Below are 14,829 nucleotides of genomic sequence, written 5' to 3' on the forward strand. Positions count from 1 at the left end.
AAGGGGCTTGTCGGTCGGTTTGAACAGGCGGGCGCGGCTGCGCTCGCCTGAGCTCATCAGCGATGCAAAATGAAAGGATCGGGTGGCATGACGAAAAAGATCGCAATCTTGCCGGGTGACGGAATTGGCCGGGAGGTGACGGCGGAAGCGGTCAAGTTGATTCACGTCGTCGCCGAGGCGCACGGCGAGCGTTGGAGCCTGGAGGAAGGCTTGATTGGTGGCTCGGCGTATGACGCGACGGGGAACCCGCTGCCGGAGGAAACGGTTCGGCTGTGCCGCGCTGCGGACGCTGTGCTCCTCGGCGCCGTGGGCGGGCCCAAGTGGGACCAGCTGCCGGGCGACAGGCGTCCGGAGGCCGGGTTGCTCGGCATTCGCAAAGCGCTCGAGGTGTTCGCGAACCTGCGCCCCATTCAGACGTGGCCGGGGCTTCTCGCGGCCTCCCCGCTCAAAAGAGAGCTGGTCGAGGGCGTGGACTTCATCATCGTCCGCGAATTGACGGGCGGCCTGTACTTCGGCGAACCCAAGGCGCGACTGAACGGCGGTGAAGCGGTGGTCGACACGCTGCACTACACGCGGGACGAGATTCGGCGCGTGGTGCGGGTTGCGTTCGATTTGGCGAAAAGCCGCAGGGGCCGACTCACCTCGGTCGACAAGGCCAACGTGCTCGAGTCGAGCCGCGTGTGGCGCGAGGTCGTGGAAGAGGTGGCGGCGGACTATCCCGGTGTCACCGTGGAGCACCTGCTCGTGGACAACGCTGCGATGCAGATCGTCACGCGTCCGAAGACGTTCGATGTGATCGTGACGGAGAACATGTTTGGCGACATCCTGAGCGACGAGGCGGCGGTGATCACGGGGTCCATCGGGATGCTGCCGTCGGCGAGCCTCGGCGAAAAGGGGCCCGGGCTGTATGAGCCCGTGCACGGATCGGCGCCAGACATCGCCGGGCAGGGCTTGGCGAATCCGCTTGCCACCTTTCTGTCGGTGGCGCTGATGATGCGCCACTCGCTCCAGCTTCCTCACGCGGCGGACGCGATAGAACAGGCGGTGTACGGGGTCATTGAACGCGGCGTCCGCACGCGCGATCTCGCCCGCGCCGGGGAGGCGTTTGTCAAGACGGCGGAAGTCAGCGCCATGGTCTGCGAAGACGTGCAAAGGAGGCTCGGCTAATGGGAAAGACGCTGTTCGAAAAGGTCTGGGACGCGCACGTGGTCAAGGAGCTGCCGGATGGGCAGTCGCTTATCTACATCGACCTTCACCTCGTGCATGAGGTGACATCGCCTCAGGCGTTCGCCGGGCTGCGTTTCGCAGGTCGCAAGGTTCGGCGGCCCGAGCTCACATTTGCAACCATGGACCACAACGTGCCGACGGTCGATCCCAAGAATGTGCGGGACGCCATCGCGCGCAAGCAGATCGAGACGCTGGAAGAAAACTGCCGCGAGTTTGGCGTGCAGTTGGCGGGGCTGGACAGCCCCTTTCAGGGGATCGTGCACGTGATTGGCCCAGAGCTTGGCCTGACGATGCCGGGGAAAACCATCGTCTGCGGCGACAGCCACACGTCCACGCACGGCGCATTCGGTGCGCTCGCCTTCGGCATCGGAACGAGCGAGGTGGAACATGTTCTCGCCACCCAGTGCCTCTGGCAGAGCCGCCCGAAGACGATGCGCATCCAGTTGAACGGTTCGCTCCAGCCGGGCGTGACGGCGAAGGATGTGATCCTTGGGCTCATCGCCCGCTACGGGGTGAACTTCGGGACGGGGCATGTGGTGGAGTACGCGGGAACCCTCATTCCAGAGCTCAGCATGGAAGAGCGCATGACCATCTGTAACATGTCCATCGAGTTCGGCGCGCGCGCCGGCATGATGGCCCCGGACGAGACGACGATTGCGTACGTGCGAGGGCGCCGCTATGCGCCGAAGGGCGCCGACTGGGACGCCTGCGTGGCCGCGTGGCGAGAGCTCAAGTCCGATCCCGACGCCGTCTTCGACGTGGACGTCGTCTTTGACGTCACAGACCTGGAACCGCAGGTCACGTGGGGCACGAATCCGGGACAGGGCGTCGGCATCGGCGGCGTCGTTCCGGATCCGAAGGACGCCAAGTCGGAGGCGGAGGCGCTCGCCATCAAGCAGGCGCTCGAATACATGGACCTGAAGCCTGGCACGAGGATCTCCGATATTTCGATTCAACACGTGTTCATCGGCTCGTGCACGAATGCCCGCATCGAAGACCTGCGCCTTGCCGCGAGTATCGTCAAGGGGCGGCGCGTGGCAGACGGCGTGCGCGCGGTTGTGGTGCCGGGATCGAAGCAGGTCAAAGAACAGGCGGAGAAGGAAGGTCTGCACGAAATCTTCTTGGAAGCGGGTTTCGAGTGGCGCGAACCGGGCTGCAGCGCCTGTCTCGGCATGAACCCGGACATCATTCCCGCGGGCGAGCGGTGCGCGTCGACGTCGAACCGCAATTTTGAGGGACGGCAGGGCAAAGGCGCTCGCACGCACCTGGTGAGCCCGGCCATGGCGGCGGCTGCGGCTATTGCGGGCCATTTTGTCGACGTGCGCGAGCTGACCTCGGAAGGAGTGACCGCCTGATGGAGCCCATCGTCAAGCACGAAGGTCTCGTCGTATGCATGAATCGCGTGAACGTGGACACGGATCAAATCATCCCGAAGCAGTTCCTGAAGCGAATCGAGCGCGACGGATTTGGCGAGTTTCTCTTCTTCGATTGGCGGTACCTTCCCGACGGTTCGCCCAATCCCGAGTTCGAGCTGAATCGGCCCGAGGCCCAGGGGGCGACCATCCTGCTCGTTGACGACAACTTCGGGTGTGGCTCGTCCCGCGAGCACGCCGTCTGGGCGCTCGCCGACTACGGGTTCCGCGTCATCCTGGCACCCTCGTTTGCCGACATCTTTTACAACAACTGTTTCAAGAACGGCCTGCTTCCCATTCGCATTCCGCGTGAACTCTACAAGCAGTTGTCGGCGTCCCACGCGCGCGGCGAGTGGAAGCGGATGACGGTGGATCTGGAGCAGCAAACGGCTGAGACGGATCACGGCGTGCGCTTCTCGTTCGAAGTCGATCCGCACAAGCGCCACATGCTCTTGCACGGGTTGGACGACATCGGCATCACGCTTCAATATGAATCCGACATCGCCGCCTACGAGGCGACGCGCAGGCCGTACCAGTTCATCTACGCGTGAGCGGCAGCTTGCCTGCCGCCGGGCCGCCGGGCATACGCCAGGCGGCCGTCTTTGCGCTCGCCCCGCCCTGTGTTACACTAGCCGCGGAGAGCGAGGGCGTTCGTTCATGAAGTCCATGGCGGAGCAAGTGACCGACACGATTCGGTGGATCTTTTCGTCCTATAGCCGCGTTCCGCGCGAACGTCGGCAGGGGTTTGATCGCGATGTGCGGCACCCGGAGTGGACGAGGCGCCTGCTCGACGCGCTCGGCAAGCCGGATGAGCAGGCCTATAACGTCGCGGTCACTGGGAGCAAGGGCAAGGGCTCGCACGCCATCCTGACCGCGGCGATGCTGCAGCAGGCGGGCGTGCGGGTCGGCCTGTTCACCAGTCCCCATTTGATCGATTTCCTCGAGCGAATTCGGCTTCAGGGATTGCCCATTCCAGAAGAAGACTTTGTGCGGATAGGTCAAAGCGTGCGCGAGATCGCGACGCAGCTGCCCGTTCCAGAAGACCAGTACATCGGCCCGGTGGGTCTGGTGGCGGCCATCGCGGCAGCCTGGTACCGCGAGCGCCAGGCCGAAGTGGTCGTGTACGAACTCGGCCGAGGCGCTCGGCACGACGACGTCAACCAGGTCGTGCACCGCGGGGCCATCATCGCGCCCATTTTTGGCGAGCACCTGGACAGGCTGGGGCCCACGTGGGACGACGTCGTGATCGCGAAAATGGGCATCCTGACGGGGCAGACCTCCTGGGCGGCTGTCAGCGCGCAGCCCCCGCATTCGCGCAAGGTGATGGCGCCCTTTCTGACGGCGTTTCGCGCGGGCGGTGGCGAGGTGCTTGAGGTCGGCGGCGAGGTGGAGTGGTCGCGAAACGTGTCGGCGGACGGCGCGATCGTCCGCATCCAAGGCCCGGGTTTCGCCGTCGAAGCGCGGGTCGACGAGCGGCTGCTGCCGTACGCCGACAATCTCGCCGCATCGGCCGCCGCGGCCCACTGCGTCTTGCGCGATCTCGGCCGCCCCGCCCAAGCACTCGAGGTCGACCTGCGGGGACTCGCGCTCATCGGGCGCTTGCAGCGCGTAGAGCGGCGGCCGGACGTCGTGATCGACGGGGCCATCCACGCCGAGAGCGCAGCGTATGTGCGCCGTTTCGTCGAGGCCTGGCGCGTTGCGGAGCATGGTCGCGGGCAGGTGCACCTGGTCCTGTCACTGCCCGATGACAAGGACGCGGAGGGCGTTCTCAAAGAACTGGGCCCGCTTGTGCACACGATTCGGTTCACCGAGACGACCAATCCAAGCCTCCACTTCGCGCGCGACCTGGTGGCCGTCGCCGCGAGCCTCGGCTATGCAGCGTCTCGCGAGGCCGATCCCCATCGCGCCATTCAGTCCGCGCTCGCGGAAGCGTCCCCGGACGATCTCGTCTTGCTCGTCGGCACGCAGTCGTTTGTCGGCGACGCGCTGCGCCACTTCCGCGTACCGACGGGTTCCATCTGGATTTCGGGCGGAGAGGGCGGGATGCCGTGCTGACCCAGCTGTTGCTCATTGGCCTCGGCATCGGCCTGGATAACGGCTTGGCGGCGATTGGCCTCGGTGCATCGGGGCTCAGCCGCCGCTTGCAGTGGCGCGTCGCGATCATCTTCGCCGTGTTCGAAGCGTGGATGCCCGTGCTTGGCATCTGGGCGGGCCGTGAGGTGGCGAGTGTCCTCGGCCGGAGCGCACACGTCGTCGGGATCGCGATTTTGGCGTTGCTCGGCCTCTACAGCCTGTTCAAGCGGCGCGACGACGATGACGAGATCGAGGCGGTTGAACGCGCCCGCGGGCTGCAAATTGTCCTTTTGGCCATCGCCCTTTCCATCGACAACCTCACGGTCGGGTTCAGCCTCGGCATCCTGCGCGCTCCGCTCGCGCTCGCGGGCGCCGTGTTCGGGAGCGTGAGCTTTCTTCTCACTGTCGCCGGACTGGAGGCCGGGCGGTTTCTGGCCGCGCGCCTGGAGCACTTGCCGGCCGAGCGGCTGACCGGGCTCGTGCTGCTCGCCGTCGCCGGCTGGATGGCCGCCATGGCATGACAGCGCGCGTATCCTTGTCTTGCCGAAAGTTGACGGTTTTTGAGCGCACCGACGGATGTAGTATAATGACCGAGTACAAAATACGGCATTGGCGATCTCGTCTGAACCCAGGGGATACGCGCGAGATCGCGAGGGATGAGGAGGTTCTGCTGATGGCAGCGGAAACGACATTCAAAGCCGGGCTGGAAGACGTGGTATCCAACACGTCCGAAATCTGCTTTCTGGATGGGAAACAGGGTCGCCTTCTGTACTACGGATATGATATCCACGATCTCGTCGACGGCGGCGCCTCGTTTGAGGAAGTCGTGTACCTTCTGTGGCACGGCGAACTGCCGAATCAGTCTCAGCTGAAAGCGTTCACCGACGAGTTGGCCAAGGAGCGGGCCCTCGATGAGCCTGTGCTCGACCTGTTGAAACGCCTTCCGAAGGACGCCAACGCGATGGCTGTTCTCCGCACGGCGGTTTCCTTCCTCGGCCTCTACGATCCAGACGACGGCGATGAGAGCCTCGAGGCGAATTACCGCAAAGCGGCGCGGCTCGTCGCCAAGATTCCCACCGTTGTGACCTCCTTCGAACGCATTCGCCAGGGACTGGAACCCGTGCAGCCTGATCCGTCCCTCAGCGCGGCAGCCAACTTCTTCTATCTCCTCCGCGGAACGAAGCCTTCTGAGTTCGAGACCAAGGCGTTCAACACCGCCCTCATTCTTCATGCCGATCACGAATTGAACGCTTCGACGTTCTCGGCGCGCGTCACGGCGGGCACGCTGTCGGACATGTATTCCGCCATCACGTCCGCCATTGGCACGTTGAAAGGGCCCCTGCACGGCGGTGCCAACGAGCAGGTCATGCGGATGTTGCTCGAAATCGGCGATCCCGCCAAAGCCATCGCGTGGATCGACGACGCCTTGACGCAAAAGAAGAAAATCATGGGCTTCGGCCACCGCGTGTATCGCACGGAGGATCCCCGTGCGACGCATCTGCGCGAGCTCAGCAAGCAGGCCGGGGAGCTCAAGGGCGAGACCAAGTGGTTCGAAATGTCCCAGGCTATCGAGAAGCACATGCTCGACGTCAAGGGCCTGCATGCGAACGTCGACTTCTACTCGGCGTCTCTGTACTACTCGCTCGGCATCCCCACGCACTTGTACACGCCCATTTTCGCGTGCAGCCGAATTTCGGGCTGGACCGCGCACGTGCTCGAGCAGTACAAGAACAACCGCCTCATCCGCCCGCGGGCCGAGTATGTCGGGCCGACCAACCGCACGTTCGTCCCGCTCAACGAACGCTGAGGCATGTCGGCGCAACAAACGCGCGTTACCACGGCGCATCCTTCGGGTGCGCCGTTTTTGCGCTGCCGTCTCCCGCTCTCGTCATCCGCCCTCGTGGATCCACGAAGCGCCCCGACTACGCGGGCACATGCCAGGGCCTTCGCCGATTGCCACGAATTCGCGGCGCGCGAGCTCGGTCCCCGGGGCATGCTATGCCTAGGGAGGGATGGAGGATGGCCAGGAGCAATCGCGTGTTGCTCGCGCAAGCGTCGCAGGCGCTTCAGGACATGAAGTACGAGATCGCCGGTGAGCTCGGGATCACGCCCCCTGCCGACGGGTACTGGGGATTCGTATCCTCGTATGAGAACGGTTCCATCGGTGGAAGTATTACCAAAAAGCTCGTCCAGTATGCACAAGAGCGGTTGGCGCAAGGCGAGACGCAGGTGCCCTGACGGGGACGCGCGGGAAAAGGCTGGGGTATGACCCCAGCCTTTTGCACGCTTGAGAACGGATGAACGCGCGCCATGCCAAAAGGCCACCCCGCGCAGGGCAGGGTGGCTGGACAGGAATCGAGCGCGCTTGCCGGATGGAACCGCGTGTCAGTGGAGAATGTTGTTTTGGGCCTCCGTCGGCGCCGAGATTTTGCTCAACGCAGCGCCCGCCTCGTTGACGTGGATATCGACCGTGGCGAGATCGCCAATCGAAAGGATGCCGCACAGGTCGCCGCGCTCATCGACGATGGGCAGGCGCCGGATTTGGTGCTGCGCCATGAGGTCCGCAGCTTCGTGCGCGTCCATGTCTGGACGGCCCGTGACCACCGCTTTGGTCATGCACTCCTCGACGCGGGCATCGCATTTGCCCTGCGCGACGGCCTTGAGCACGATGTCGCGATCCGTCACGATCCCGACCACGCGCCGGTTTTCGCACACAGGAACGGAACCGCAATTTTCCCGCTTCATCGCTTGGGCCGCCTTCTGGATGGAGTCCGTGGCGGCACAACACGCGACGTCCGTCGTCATGATCTGCTGCACCTTCATGCCCAATCCCTCCTCGGTGTCATCGGTTCACACGCCGTAGTATGTCCCATCGGCCGGAGGTTTGGAGGCTCACGGGGCAGTGGATCGATGGGATGCGCGCCAATCTAGCACCGCCCTTACGCTCGTTCCGACGCCCCAAATGGCCACGAGTTCGCGGATCAGGACGTCCAGTGCTTGTTGCGAGCCGAGCGCGTGCGTAACCGCCGGAGGAAGGCCAAGCCAAGGAACCAAGCTCCAAGCAAACGAGAGAAGCCCGATGCACGCGAGGGCGAGCAGACTGGTTCGCGTTCGGCGCCTGGCCGCCCAAATGGCCCACACGCCGAGCCCCAGGTACAGGTAGGCCTCGACGGGCGTAAATCGAAAGTACCCGCCGATCTCTCTGCTCAGTGTGCCAGCGGCGCCAAGCGCTGCGTAAAGCCATCCAATGATCCGGCAGACCCATCTCGGTTTCAAGAAGGGCACCTCGCTTCAACCGTTTGTCCCATGTGTATGCGGACGGCGTCCGACACATGTCCTCGATGTCCCTTCGAGCGTCATGTGGTATCTTAACTACGTGACTTGTCGGGAGGGGTTGTCCTTGGCCAACTCGTTGGAAAAGCGGAGGGGCCGGCGCGTGGCGGTCGCCATCGCGCTCATAGGCTTGGCTGTGGTGGCCGGCGTGATCGCCATCGTCTCGTGGCGATCTCGGCATTCGCTTCCGGTGGTTCAGACGACCACCGTAACGCTACAGCGAATCCAGCGCGTCACGTTGGCGACAGGCACCGTTCGCCCGGCTGACCGCCAGATCATCAGCCTGGACAATCTGCCCGCGCCCGTCGAGCGCGTGTTGGTGCACGTGGGAGAGCACGTGCAGCCTGGTCAACCGCTCGTCCAGTTGAGCACAGCCTCTGCCGAGGCGAGTGTGCAGGCTGCCCAAGCTGCGCTCGCGGACGCGGAATCGGCGTACAATCGCGTGTTGACGCAGTACAATGAAGCTCCGACGGCGCTGAAAGCGCTGTTTCTCCCGCAGTTGAATGCGGCAGAGGCCTCCGTGGCATCGGCGAGGAGCCAGCTCGCGGCCGCACAGGCCAATGTGGCCCAATTGACGCTCACCTCCACCCTATCGGGTATCGTCCTCATCGCCAATCCCAACGGCGTGGATGCGGACGGGAACCAGACGCCTGTGGTGGAGGTGGCGAGTCCGCAGAAAGAGGTCGTCATGGACCTGTCCGAGGTCGATGCTGCGCAGATCAAAGTGGGCATGGCGGCCACCATGCAGACGGATGCGTATCCAAATCAGACGTTCACCGGCACCGTGACGTCCATCGCGCCGTATGCCGAACTTTCGCAAAGTGGGGCGCCCGTCGTCGAGGTGACGGTTCAGCCGCGCGGCGCTTTTCCTGTGCCCTACGGGTATCAACTCACGTGTCGCCTGTTGAGCCGTTCTCCAGCGCCGGTGCCCACTGTGCCGTACAGTTCTATTGTTCAAAATGGGACTGGGTATGCGGTTTACGTGTGGCGCAATGGACATGTGTATCTCGTTCCGGTCAAGCTCGGAATGACGAGCGACACCGCTGTGCAGGTGGTGTCAGGCCTTTCGCCGGGGGCTTTGGTCGTCACCAACCCAGACAATCTGGTGAACGGAGAGGCCGTGCGTACATCATGATTCGCCTCGTAGGCGTGACCAAGTCGTATACCGTCGGGGACCAGGTCGTCCGCGTCCTGAAAGGCATTGACCTCGAAGTACACAAGGGCGAATTCGTGGCTCTGATGGGGCCGTCGGGGAGCGGGAAGTCGACGCTCATGCACATCCTGGGACTTTTGGATCAACCGGACGCAGGGACCTACGAGTTGAACGGGCAGTCCGTGAGCGTTCTAACGGCCCGTGAACTCGCCCGACTGCGCAATGAAAGCATTGGGTTCGTGTTTCAAAATTTTCACCTGATCCCGCGAATGTCGGCCCTGCGCAACGTCGAGCTTCCCATGGTGTATCGCGGCGTGCCCCGTGCGAAGCGGAGAGCCCGCGCCATGGAACTGCTCGAGCGAGTCGGCATGAAAGACCGCATGCACCATCTCCCCAACGCGCTGTCCGGTGGCCAACGTCAGCGCGTCGCCATCGCGCGCGCGCTCGCGAATGACCCTCCGCTCCTTCTCGCCGATGAGCCGACCGGCGCCCTGGATCAGCAGACAGGCGCCGAAATTCTCGGCATCCTGCAGGACCTGAATGCGGCGGGGCGTACCATCGTGGTCATCACGCACGATCCGCACGTCGCGCGAGCCGGCCAGCGGATCCTGTACATGGTGGACGGCGAGATCGTCCGAGAGGAGGCGCGCGATGAACATCGATGAGATGCTCCGCATCGCGTTTTCCTCGCTCGCGGCCAACAAGGCGCGGGCCTTTCTCACCATGCTCGGCATCTGGATAGGCGTGGCGGCCATTCTCGCCATTGTAGCCGTGGGCAACGGCGGGAAGGCGCTCGTCATCGGCGCCATTTCCAATGGGAGTCAATCCAACGTCATTCAGATCGTCCCGCGCGAGCTCGTGGCGCCAGGCTTGCCTCAGCCCGGGCAGGTCCTTTCGATCGATTCGTCCGACCTTTCCATTGCCGCGTCGTTTTCCGGTGTCGAAAGCGTCAGCGAGACCTTTTACGGGACGGCCGTCGTGCAGAGCGGGGACAAGTCCGACAACGTGACGCTGTTTGCAGGCCCCGCCGATTTGGATCAGCTGGCCCGGTTTCTCGTCGTCCGGGGCCGCATGTTTACCTCCCAGGACGTGCTGTCCCATGCCAATGTCGCAGTCATCAGCGAGTCGCTCGCGAATAAGCTGTTTGGGAGCGGGAATCCGCTGGGCGCTGTGATCACGTTGTCCGGCGTGCCGCTCGAAGTGATTGGGGTTGCTCAACCGGAGCAAGCGAGCCTGTATTCGCTGGTCATGGGAAGTGACAACTTGTACATACCCGACACCACGTGTGAAGATATCTTTCCAAACTGGACCGCTTCCGAGATGGATGTGGTGGTGAAACCCGGCGTACCGGTCCAGAGCCTGGCGTCCAGAATCCTCCTCGCGTTGAACATTCATGCGGGCGATCCCGACGCGTTTGCGGACTCGTCAGGGCTGTTGGCGAGTGTTGCGGCGCTCGTGACGAAGGTCACCACCATTTTGACGGCCGTGATCGGCGCCGTCGCAGGCATTGCGCTCGTCGTGGGCGGCGTCGGTGTGATGAACATCATGCTGGTGTCGGTGACGGAACGCACGCAGGAAATTGGCATTCGCGTTTCCCTGGGTGCGAGAAAACGTGACATCATCCTGCAGTTCCTTGTCGAATCGATGGTCATCACGTCGCTTGGTGGCGTGGCCGGCATTGCGACGGGGTTCGCGCTGAGCGCGGCGCTGCGCGCGATTACGGGCATTCCTGCCTCTGTCCCATGGACGATGGGCGCCGTCGCATTCGGTTTTTCGGCCGCCATCGGCGTCATTTGCGGCCTGTATCCGGCGGTCAAAGCCGCGAATTTGAATCCCATCGAAGCGCTTCGATACGAATGAAGCGAATCGACTCGAATAAGTTGCATGCGGTTTGTACCTATCTGGCCTGTCCAGTATACTGGGTGCAGAAAGTGTGAAGATAGGCGACATCGAGGTTTGGCTTGATAAGGATGGTTGCGGATGCGCTTGGGGTTGAATATCGAGTACGACGGCAAAAATTATGATGTGCTGGAACTGCCGAATGAAGCGTTTGTGTGCCTCCTGCCGTGCATGACGCCCGAGCAGTACAATCGAATTGATCGCCGCTTTGAGGATGTCTGGCCGGACGTGACCGTTCGCCGAAATCATATTCTGGCCTTCACCGCGGAGCGGGTGCATATGTCGGTCGACTACGTGCTGTTGTACCGGGGGCCGTTTTGGTTTGACGATGACGATCTGGATCGCTACATCCAGGCGCACACCATGCAGGGTTATCGCCCCTGCTGAAAGAGTTTGGAGGAAGTCGATTGGCTTCGGAGCGCACCGTGATCGTGTTTTTCGCCGGGAATGAAGTCGGTGGCGCGGCCACACATGTCGCAACCTGGGCCGAGGCGCTGCGGCATGCGCAAGTCCATTCCCGATATCGTTTTGTCAGTCTGGGTGACGGGCCACTCGCGGAACGCCTGCGCCGGATGGGGATGCTCTCTGGACAGGTGACGGGAACGGCTGGCGCGGTGCGCGGGTTGACCGCAGCCATTCGGCAGGAGCGGGCCTGGATCCTCCATTCGCACGGCCCGCGCATGAACATCCTCGCATCGTTTGCCGCTTCAAGGGCCGGTGTCATCTGGACGGCGACCATTCACAGTCATCCCCGCTATGACTTCGAGGGCCATCGTCTCAAGGCCGCTCTCTTCCCTCGCCTACATCTGTGGCGCCTGGCGCACGCGCGCGGACTCTTCGTGGTTCAGCCAGCGTTGGCGGATGTGCTTCCCTGCCGAACCATTCTCGAGGTGCCGAACGCGTTTCGCCCGCGCCCCGCTCAGCTTGCGAGGGAAGATGCCGCACGCCTGTGGCGCGATCGGCTCGGCCTGGGGCCGCAAGCGCGGCTCGTTGGCATTGTGGCTCGGCTCGATCCCGTCAAACAGATCGATGTCGCGATCCGCGCCGTGGCGCGATTGCGAGAGATGGATGTGCACCTTCTCGTCGCAGGAGACGGGCGAGATCGAGCGAGGCTGCAATCGGAAGCAGATGCGTGCGGTGCCGCGGACCGCGTGCATTTCCTGGGCCATCTGGACGAGGTGGCCGAGCTGTATGCTGCCCTCGAGCTGCACGTGCTGCCGTCCAAGAGCGAGGGCTCCCCATTCTCCATATTGGAGGCAGGCTACTACGGCGCTGCGAACATTGGGGCGGACGTGCCTGGCATACGGCGGATGCTGAGGGACGGCGAAGCGGGGCTGCTTGTGCCGCCTGGCGATCACGATGCGCTCGCCGACGCGATGCGCCGAATGCTCATGGACAGGGGCCTTTGCGCCGCGTACGTGGAGCGATTTCAGACGCTTGTCCTCCCAAACTATACGCCGGAGCGAATGGTCGTGGCGTATGAGCGCGGCTACACGGTACTGGAAGAGGATGCGCTGCGAAGCGGATGGAAACTGCCCATCGATGGTGTGCGAGAAGAGGTGAGTCGATGATGCGACGTCGCAGAAACGTGTGGCGCGTTCGCTTTTTGCCGCCCACGCCCTACGGCAGTGATCCCGCTCCGGCGGGTTGGACCTTTTTAATCGTCACGGTTCTCTGGTACTTCGTCGTCGAAACGGCGACGGGAAGAACGACCTTCGGCCTTTTGCGCGCTGGGGCGCTGTACCCGCCGCTCGTCGAGAGCGGCCAGTGGTTTCGGCTGCTCAGCACGATGTTCGTCCACGTGAGCCTTTGGCACATTCTCGTGAATATGATCTCGCTGTGGACCCTGTTCGTGCTGGAACAGGCGGTCACCACGCCCGTGTTCATCGTCATTTACGTGCTCTCGGGCGCCGTGGGCAGCTTGTTGACGCTGCCGATCTCGCCGGATCAGGTGTCGGCTGGCGCGTCGGGCGCCATTTTCGGCTTATTCGGCGCGATGCTGATGCTCGCGTTCCTCGGCCTGTTTCCGCCCTATGTCCGCAATCAGCTCCTGATGGTGCTGGCTGTGAACGTCGTGATCGACGTGATGAATTTGGGCAGCATTGGCTGGATGGCTCATCTCGGCGGGCTGGTGACGGGCATGGGGGTCACGTACGTCTTTGCGAAATCGGTCCGGAATCCGCGCGTTTGGACGGTTCTGGCTTGGATATGCAGCTTGGCTTGTGGATTCAGTCTTGTGTGGGATCTCGCAACGCCGCTGCCACTCTCCTGGTGAGGCATTCAATTCCTGATTGCAAATTGTCTAGGGAGGCCGTATACTACTCATCGTAATGTTGACCTGGCGGACGGCGCATGATGTCCACGTGCGCCATGGCGTTTGCAGTCAACCGCAAATGGAAGAGGACTTACACTTAAAGGGTTAGGACCTCTGAGGACTAACTTTCCCCCGTGGTGTAAGTGCGATTCCACATGCCTTTTACCAAGAACGGCATGGCCGATTTGTTTGTAAAGGGGGACTTTTTTCATGGACACGATGGGGCGTCACGTCATTGCAGAGCTTTGGGAATGTGATCCCGAGCGTCTGAACGACGTTCACGGGATCGAGCGCGCCATGGTGACCGCGGCCTTGGAGGCGGGCGCGGAGGTTCGCGAAGTTGCGTTCCACAAGTTCGCACCGCAGGGCGTCAGCGGCGTCGTCATCATTTCGGAGTCGCATCTCACGATTCACAGTTTTCCCGAGCACGGCTACGCGAGTATCGATGTGTACACCTGTGGGGACCGCATCGATCCGAATGTGGCGTGTGACTACATCACGAAGTACCTGGGCGCGAAGCGCCTTGAAGCAATAGAGCTTCCTCGCGGCGTCGGCCAGATACAGGTGCACGATGTGAAGGTACGCGCATTGTAGGCTCAGTGCAAGGGACTGCCGCGGAGACAGGGGACACCGGACCAACCGGTGTCCCCTGCTGCGTCGTAGGGGCTCGGCGCGAAAGGCTCGGCTGCATTCCGACCGCCGAGCGCGTCAGGTCATTCGTCGCGGCTTGGAATGGGCGCACCGGCGAACACCCGCTCGTGATGCGTTGGAATGCGCCGATCCAGCAGGATATTCCCGTTGCCCGCGTCCACAATGACGAGATATTTGTCTTCGTCGTCCCGCGCAATCGCCATGTAGACGAGATTGGTACGAATGTTGCGCAGCTGAATGTCTTCGATTTTGCAGCCCGGGTGCTCCGACATGACTGCCTTGCGTGCGTCCGCCTCCGTGCACTTGGCGTATTTCTGCAGTTTCTTGGTGTATGCATCGTGGCTGGCCTGGTAGGCTTCGCGAAGTGTCTCTCGGGACACCTGAACGCTTGAATGGATTTCGAATTGGTGCGAAGGACCGTTGACGGGCGCATTGGGCTCGGCGGAAACAGCGTCTGATGGCGTGAGGGCATGCGCTGCGGGCGCGTGCCACCAGCCGGCCGATGCCAAGCAGGCCGCCGCGGTCGCTGTTAGCAACCATCGCTTCATGAGGTTCACTCCTCCATCTGTGGGCTGTACACCACTAGAGTGCCCATCCTCGTCGTTGAAATACATATATAGGATTTCGTGCTATATAGATACAGGTGTTCGCCGAGGAGAGGTCCGTACGAAAGAGCGTATAAAGTTTGAGTAGGGTTTGCTTCTGGGAGGATTCTCCGAGGCAAAAGAGAAGAGACCTCACTGAGACAAGAAAAAGCCCGCGTTGCA

The 14,829-nt window shown here is 62.6% G+C and carries 17 protein-coding genes; 14 read left to right on the forward strand and 3 right to left on the reverse strand.

The features are described from left to right. Window positions 1–87: 87 nt before the first annotated feature. From leuB to BW934_RS02230, 7 genes are all read left to right on the forward strand, one after another. Window positions 88–1,167 (forward strand): 3-isopropylmalate dehydrogenase, encoded by a 1,080-nt coding sequence (leuB, locus tag BW934_RS02200; RefSeq protein ID WP_076344583.1) that lies wholly within the window; start codon window positions 88–90, stop codon window positions 1,165–1,167. Beyond that, complete coding sequence (leuC, locus tag BW934_RS02205; RefSeq protein ID WP_076344585.1) at window positions 1,167–2,582, forward strand: 3-isopropylmalate dehydratase large subunit; 1,416 nt, start codon at window positions 1,167–1,169, stop codon at window positions 2,580–2,582. The genes leuB and leuC overlap by 1 nt, the downstream gene beginning before the upstream one ends. After that, window positions 2,582–3,190 carry a 3-isopropylmalate dehydratase small subunit gene (leuD, locus tag BW934_RS02210; protein WP_076344587.1) on the forward strand — a complete coding sequence of 203 codons (609 nt, stop codon included), beginning with the start codon at window positions 2,582–2,584 and terminating at the stop codon, window positions 3,188–3,190. The genes leuC and leuD overlap by 1 nt, the downstream gene beginning before the upstream one ends. Window positions 3,191–3,296: 106 nt before the next feature. Beyond that, window positions 3,297–4,694, forward strand: coding sequence for a glutamate ligase domain-containing protein (locus BW934_RS02215; RefSeq protein ID WP_076344589.1), 1,398 nt, complete (start codon window positions 3,297–3,299; stop codon window positions 4,692–4,694). Further along, window positions 4,688–5,233 carry a manganese efflux pump MntP gene (locus BW934_RS02220; RefSeq protein WP_076344591.1) on the forward strand — a complete coding sequence of 182 codons (546 nt, stop codon included), beginning with the start codon at window positions 4,688–4,690 and terminating at the stop codon, window positions 5,231–5,233. The genes BW934_RS02215 and BW934_RS02220 overlap by 7 nt, the downstream gene beginning before the upstream one ends. Before the next feature lie 152 nt (window positions 5,234–5,385). Beyond that, window positions 5,386–6,519: a citrate synthase gene (locus BW934_RS02225; RefSeq protein WP_076344593.1), complete on the forward strand. Its 1,134-nt coding sequence runs from the start codon at window positions 5,386–5,388 to the stop codon at window positions 6,517–6,519. A gap of 212 nt (window positions 6,520–6,731) precedes the next feature. Beyond that, window positions 6,732–6,950: an alpha/beta-type small acid-soluble spore protein gene (locus BW934_RS02230; RefSeq protein WP_076344595.1), complete on the forward strand. Its 219-nt coding sequence runs from the start codon at window positions 6,732–6,734 to the stop codon at window positions 6,948–6,950. 147 nt (window positions 6,951–7,097) lie between these two features. Here BW934_RS02230 and BW934_RS02235 read toward each other — a convergent pair whose 3' ends face one another. Then, on the reverse strand, window positions 7,098–7,535 hold the full coding sequence (locus BW934_RS02235) for a CBS domain-containing protein (RefSeq protein WP_076344597.1): 438 nt from the start codon (window positions 7,533–7,535) through the stop codon (window positions 7,098–7,100). A gap of 69 nt (window positions 7,536–7,604) precedes the next feature. Then, complete coding sequence (locus BW934_RS02240) at window positions 7,605–7,997, reverse strand: hypothetical protein (protein ID WP_234969470.1); 393 nt, start codon at window positions 7,995–7,997, stop codon at window positions 7,605–7,607. A gap of 115 nt (window positions 7,998–8,112) precedes the next feature. On the opposite strand from BW934_RS02240, the gene BW934_RS02245 reads away from it, so the two are divergent. From BW934_RS02245 to speD, 7 genes are all read left to right on the forward strand, one after another. Then, window positions 8,113–9,180, forward strand: a complete 1,068-nt coding sequence (locus tag BW934_RS02245) for an efflux RND transporter periplasmic adaptor subunit (RefSeq protein WP_076344601.1) — start codon at window positions 8,113–8,115, stop codon at window positions 9,178–9,180. Beyond that, window positions 9,177–9,863, forward strand: a complete 687-nt coding sequence (locus BW934_RS02250) for an ABC transporter ATP-binding protein (protein WP_076344603.1) — start codon at window positions 9,177–9,179, stop codon at window positions 9,861–9,863. The genes BW934_RS02245 and BW934_RS02250 overlap by 4 nt, the downstream gene beginning before the upstream one ends. Continuing rightward, window positions 9,850–11,058 carry an ABC transporter permease gene (locus tag BW934_RS02255; RefSeq protein WP_076344605.1) on the forward strand — a complete coding sequence of 403 codons (1,209 nt, stop codon included), beginning with the start codon at window positions 9,850–9,852 and terminating at the stop codon, window positions 11,056–11,058. The genes BW934_RS02250 and BW934_RS02255 overlap by 14 nt, the downstream gene beginning before the upstream one ends. A 120-nt stretch (window positions 11,059–11,178) precedes the next feature. After that, window positions 11,179–11,484 (forward strand): hypothetical protein, encoded by a 306-nt coding sequence (locus BW934_RS02260; protein ID WP_076344607.1) that lies wholly within the window; start codon window positions 11,179–11,181, stop codon window positions 11,482–11,484. 20 nt (window positions 11,485–11,504) lie between these two features. Next, entirely contained in the window at window positions 11,505–12,668 is a 1,164-nt protein-coding gene (locus BW934_RS02265; RefSeq protein ID WP_076344609.1) for a glycosyltransferase family 4 protein, read from the forward strand. Beyond that, window positions 12,665–13,372, forward strand: a complete 708-nt coding sequence (locus tag BW934_RS02270; protein WP_076344611.1) for a rhomboid family intramembrane serine protease — start codon at window positions 12,665–12,667, stop codon at window positions 13,370–13,372. Before BW934_RS02265 ends, BW934_RS02270 begins: the two co-directional genes overlap by 4 nt. Before the next feature lie 249 nt (window positions 13,373–13,621). Next, complete coding sequence (speD, locus tag BW934_RS02275; RefSeq protein ID WP_041695357.1) at window positions 13,622–14,005, forward strand: adenosylmethionine decarboxylase; 384 nt, start codon at window positions 13,622–13,624, stop codon at window positions 14,003–14,005. Window positions 14,006–14,124: 119 nt separating this feature from the next. Here the strand turns inward: speD and BW934_RS02280 are convergent, their stop codons facing one another. Continuing rightward, window positions 14,125–14,610 (reverse strand): PepSY domain-containing protein, encoded by a 486-nt coding sequence (locus BW934_RS02280; RefSeq protein ID WP_076344613.1) that lies wholly within the window; start codon window positions 14,608–14,610, stop codon window positions 14,125–14,127. Window positions 14,611–14,829 lie beyond the last annotated feature (219 nt).

Origin of the sequence: Alicyclobacillus vulcanalis, from assembly GCF_900156755.1 — a bacterium.
Classification (GTDB): Bacteria; Bacillota; Bacilli; order Alicyclobacillales; family Alicyclobacillaceae; genus Alicyclobacillus; species Alicyclobacillus vulcanalis.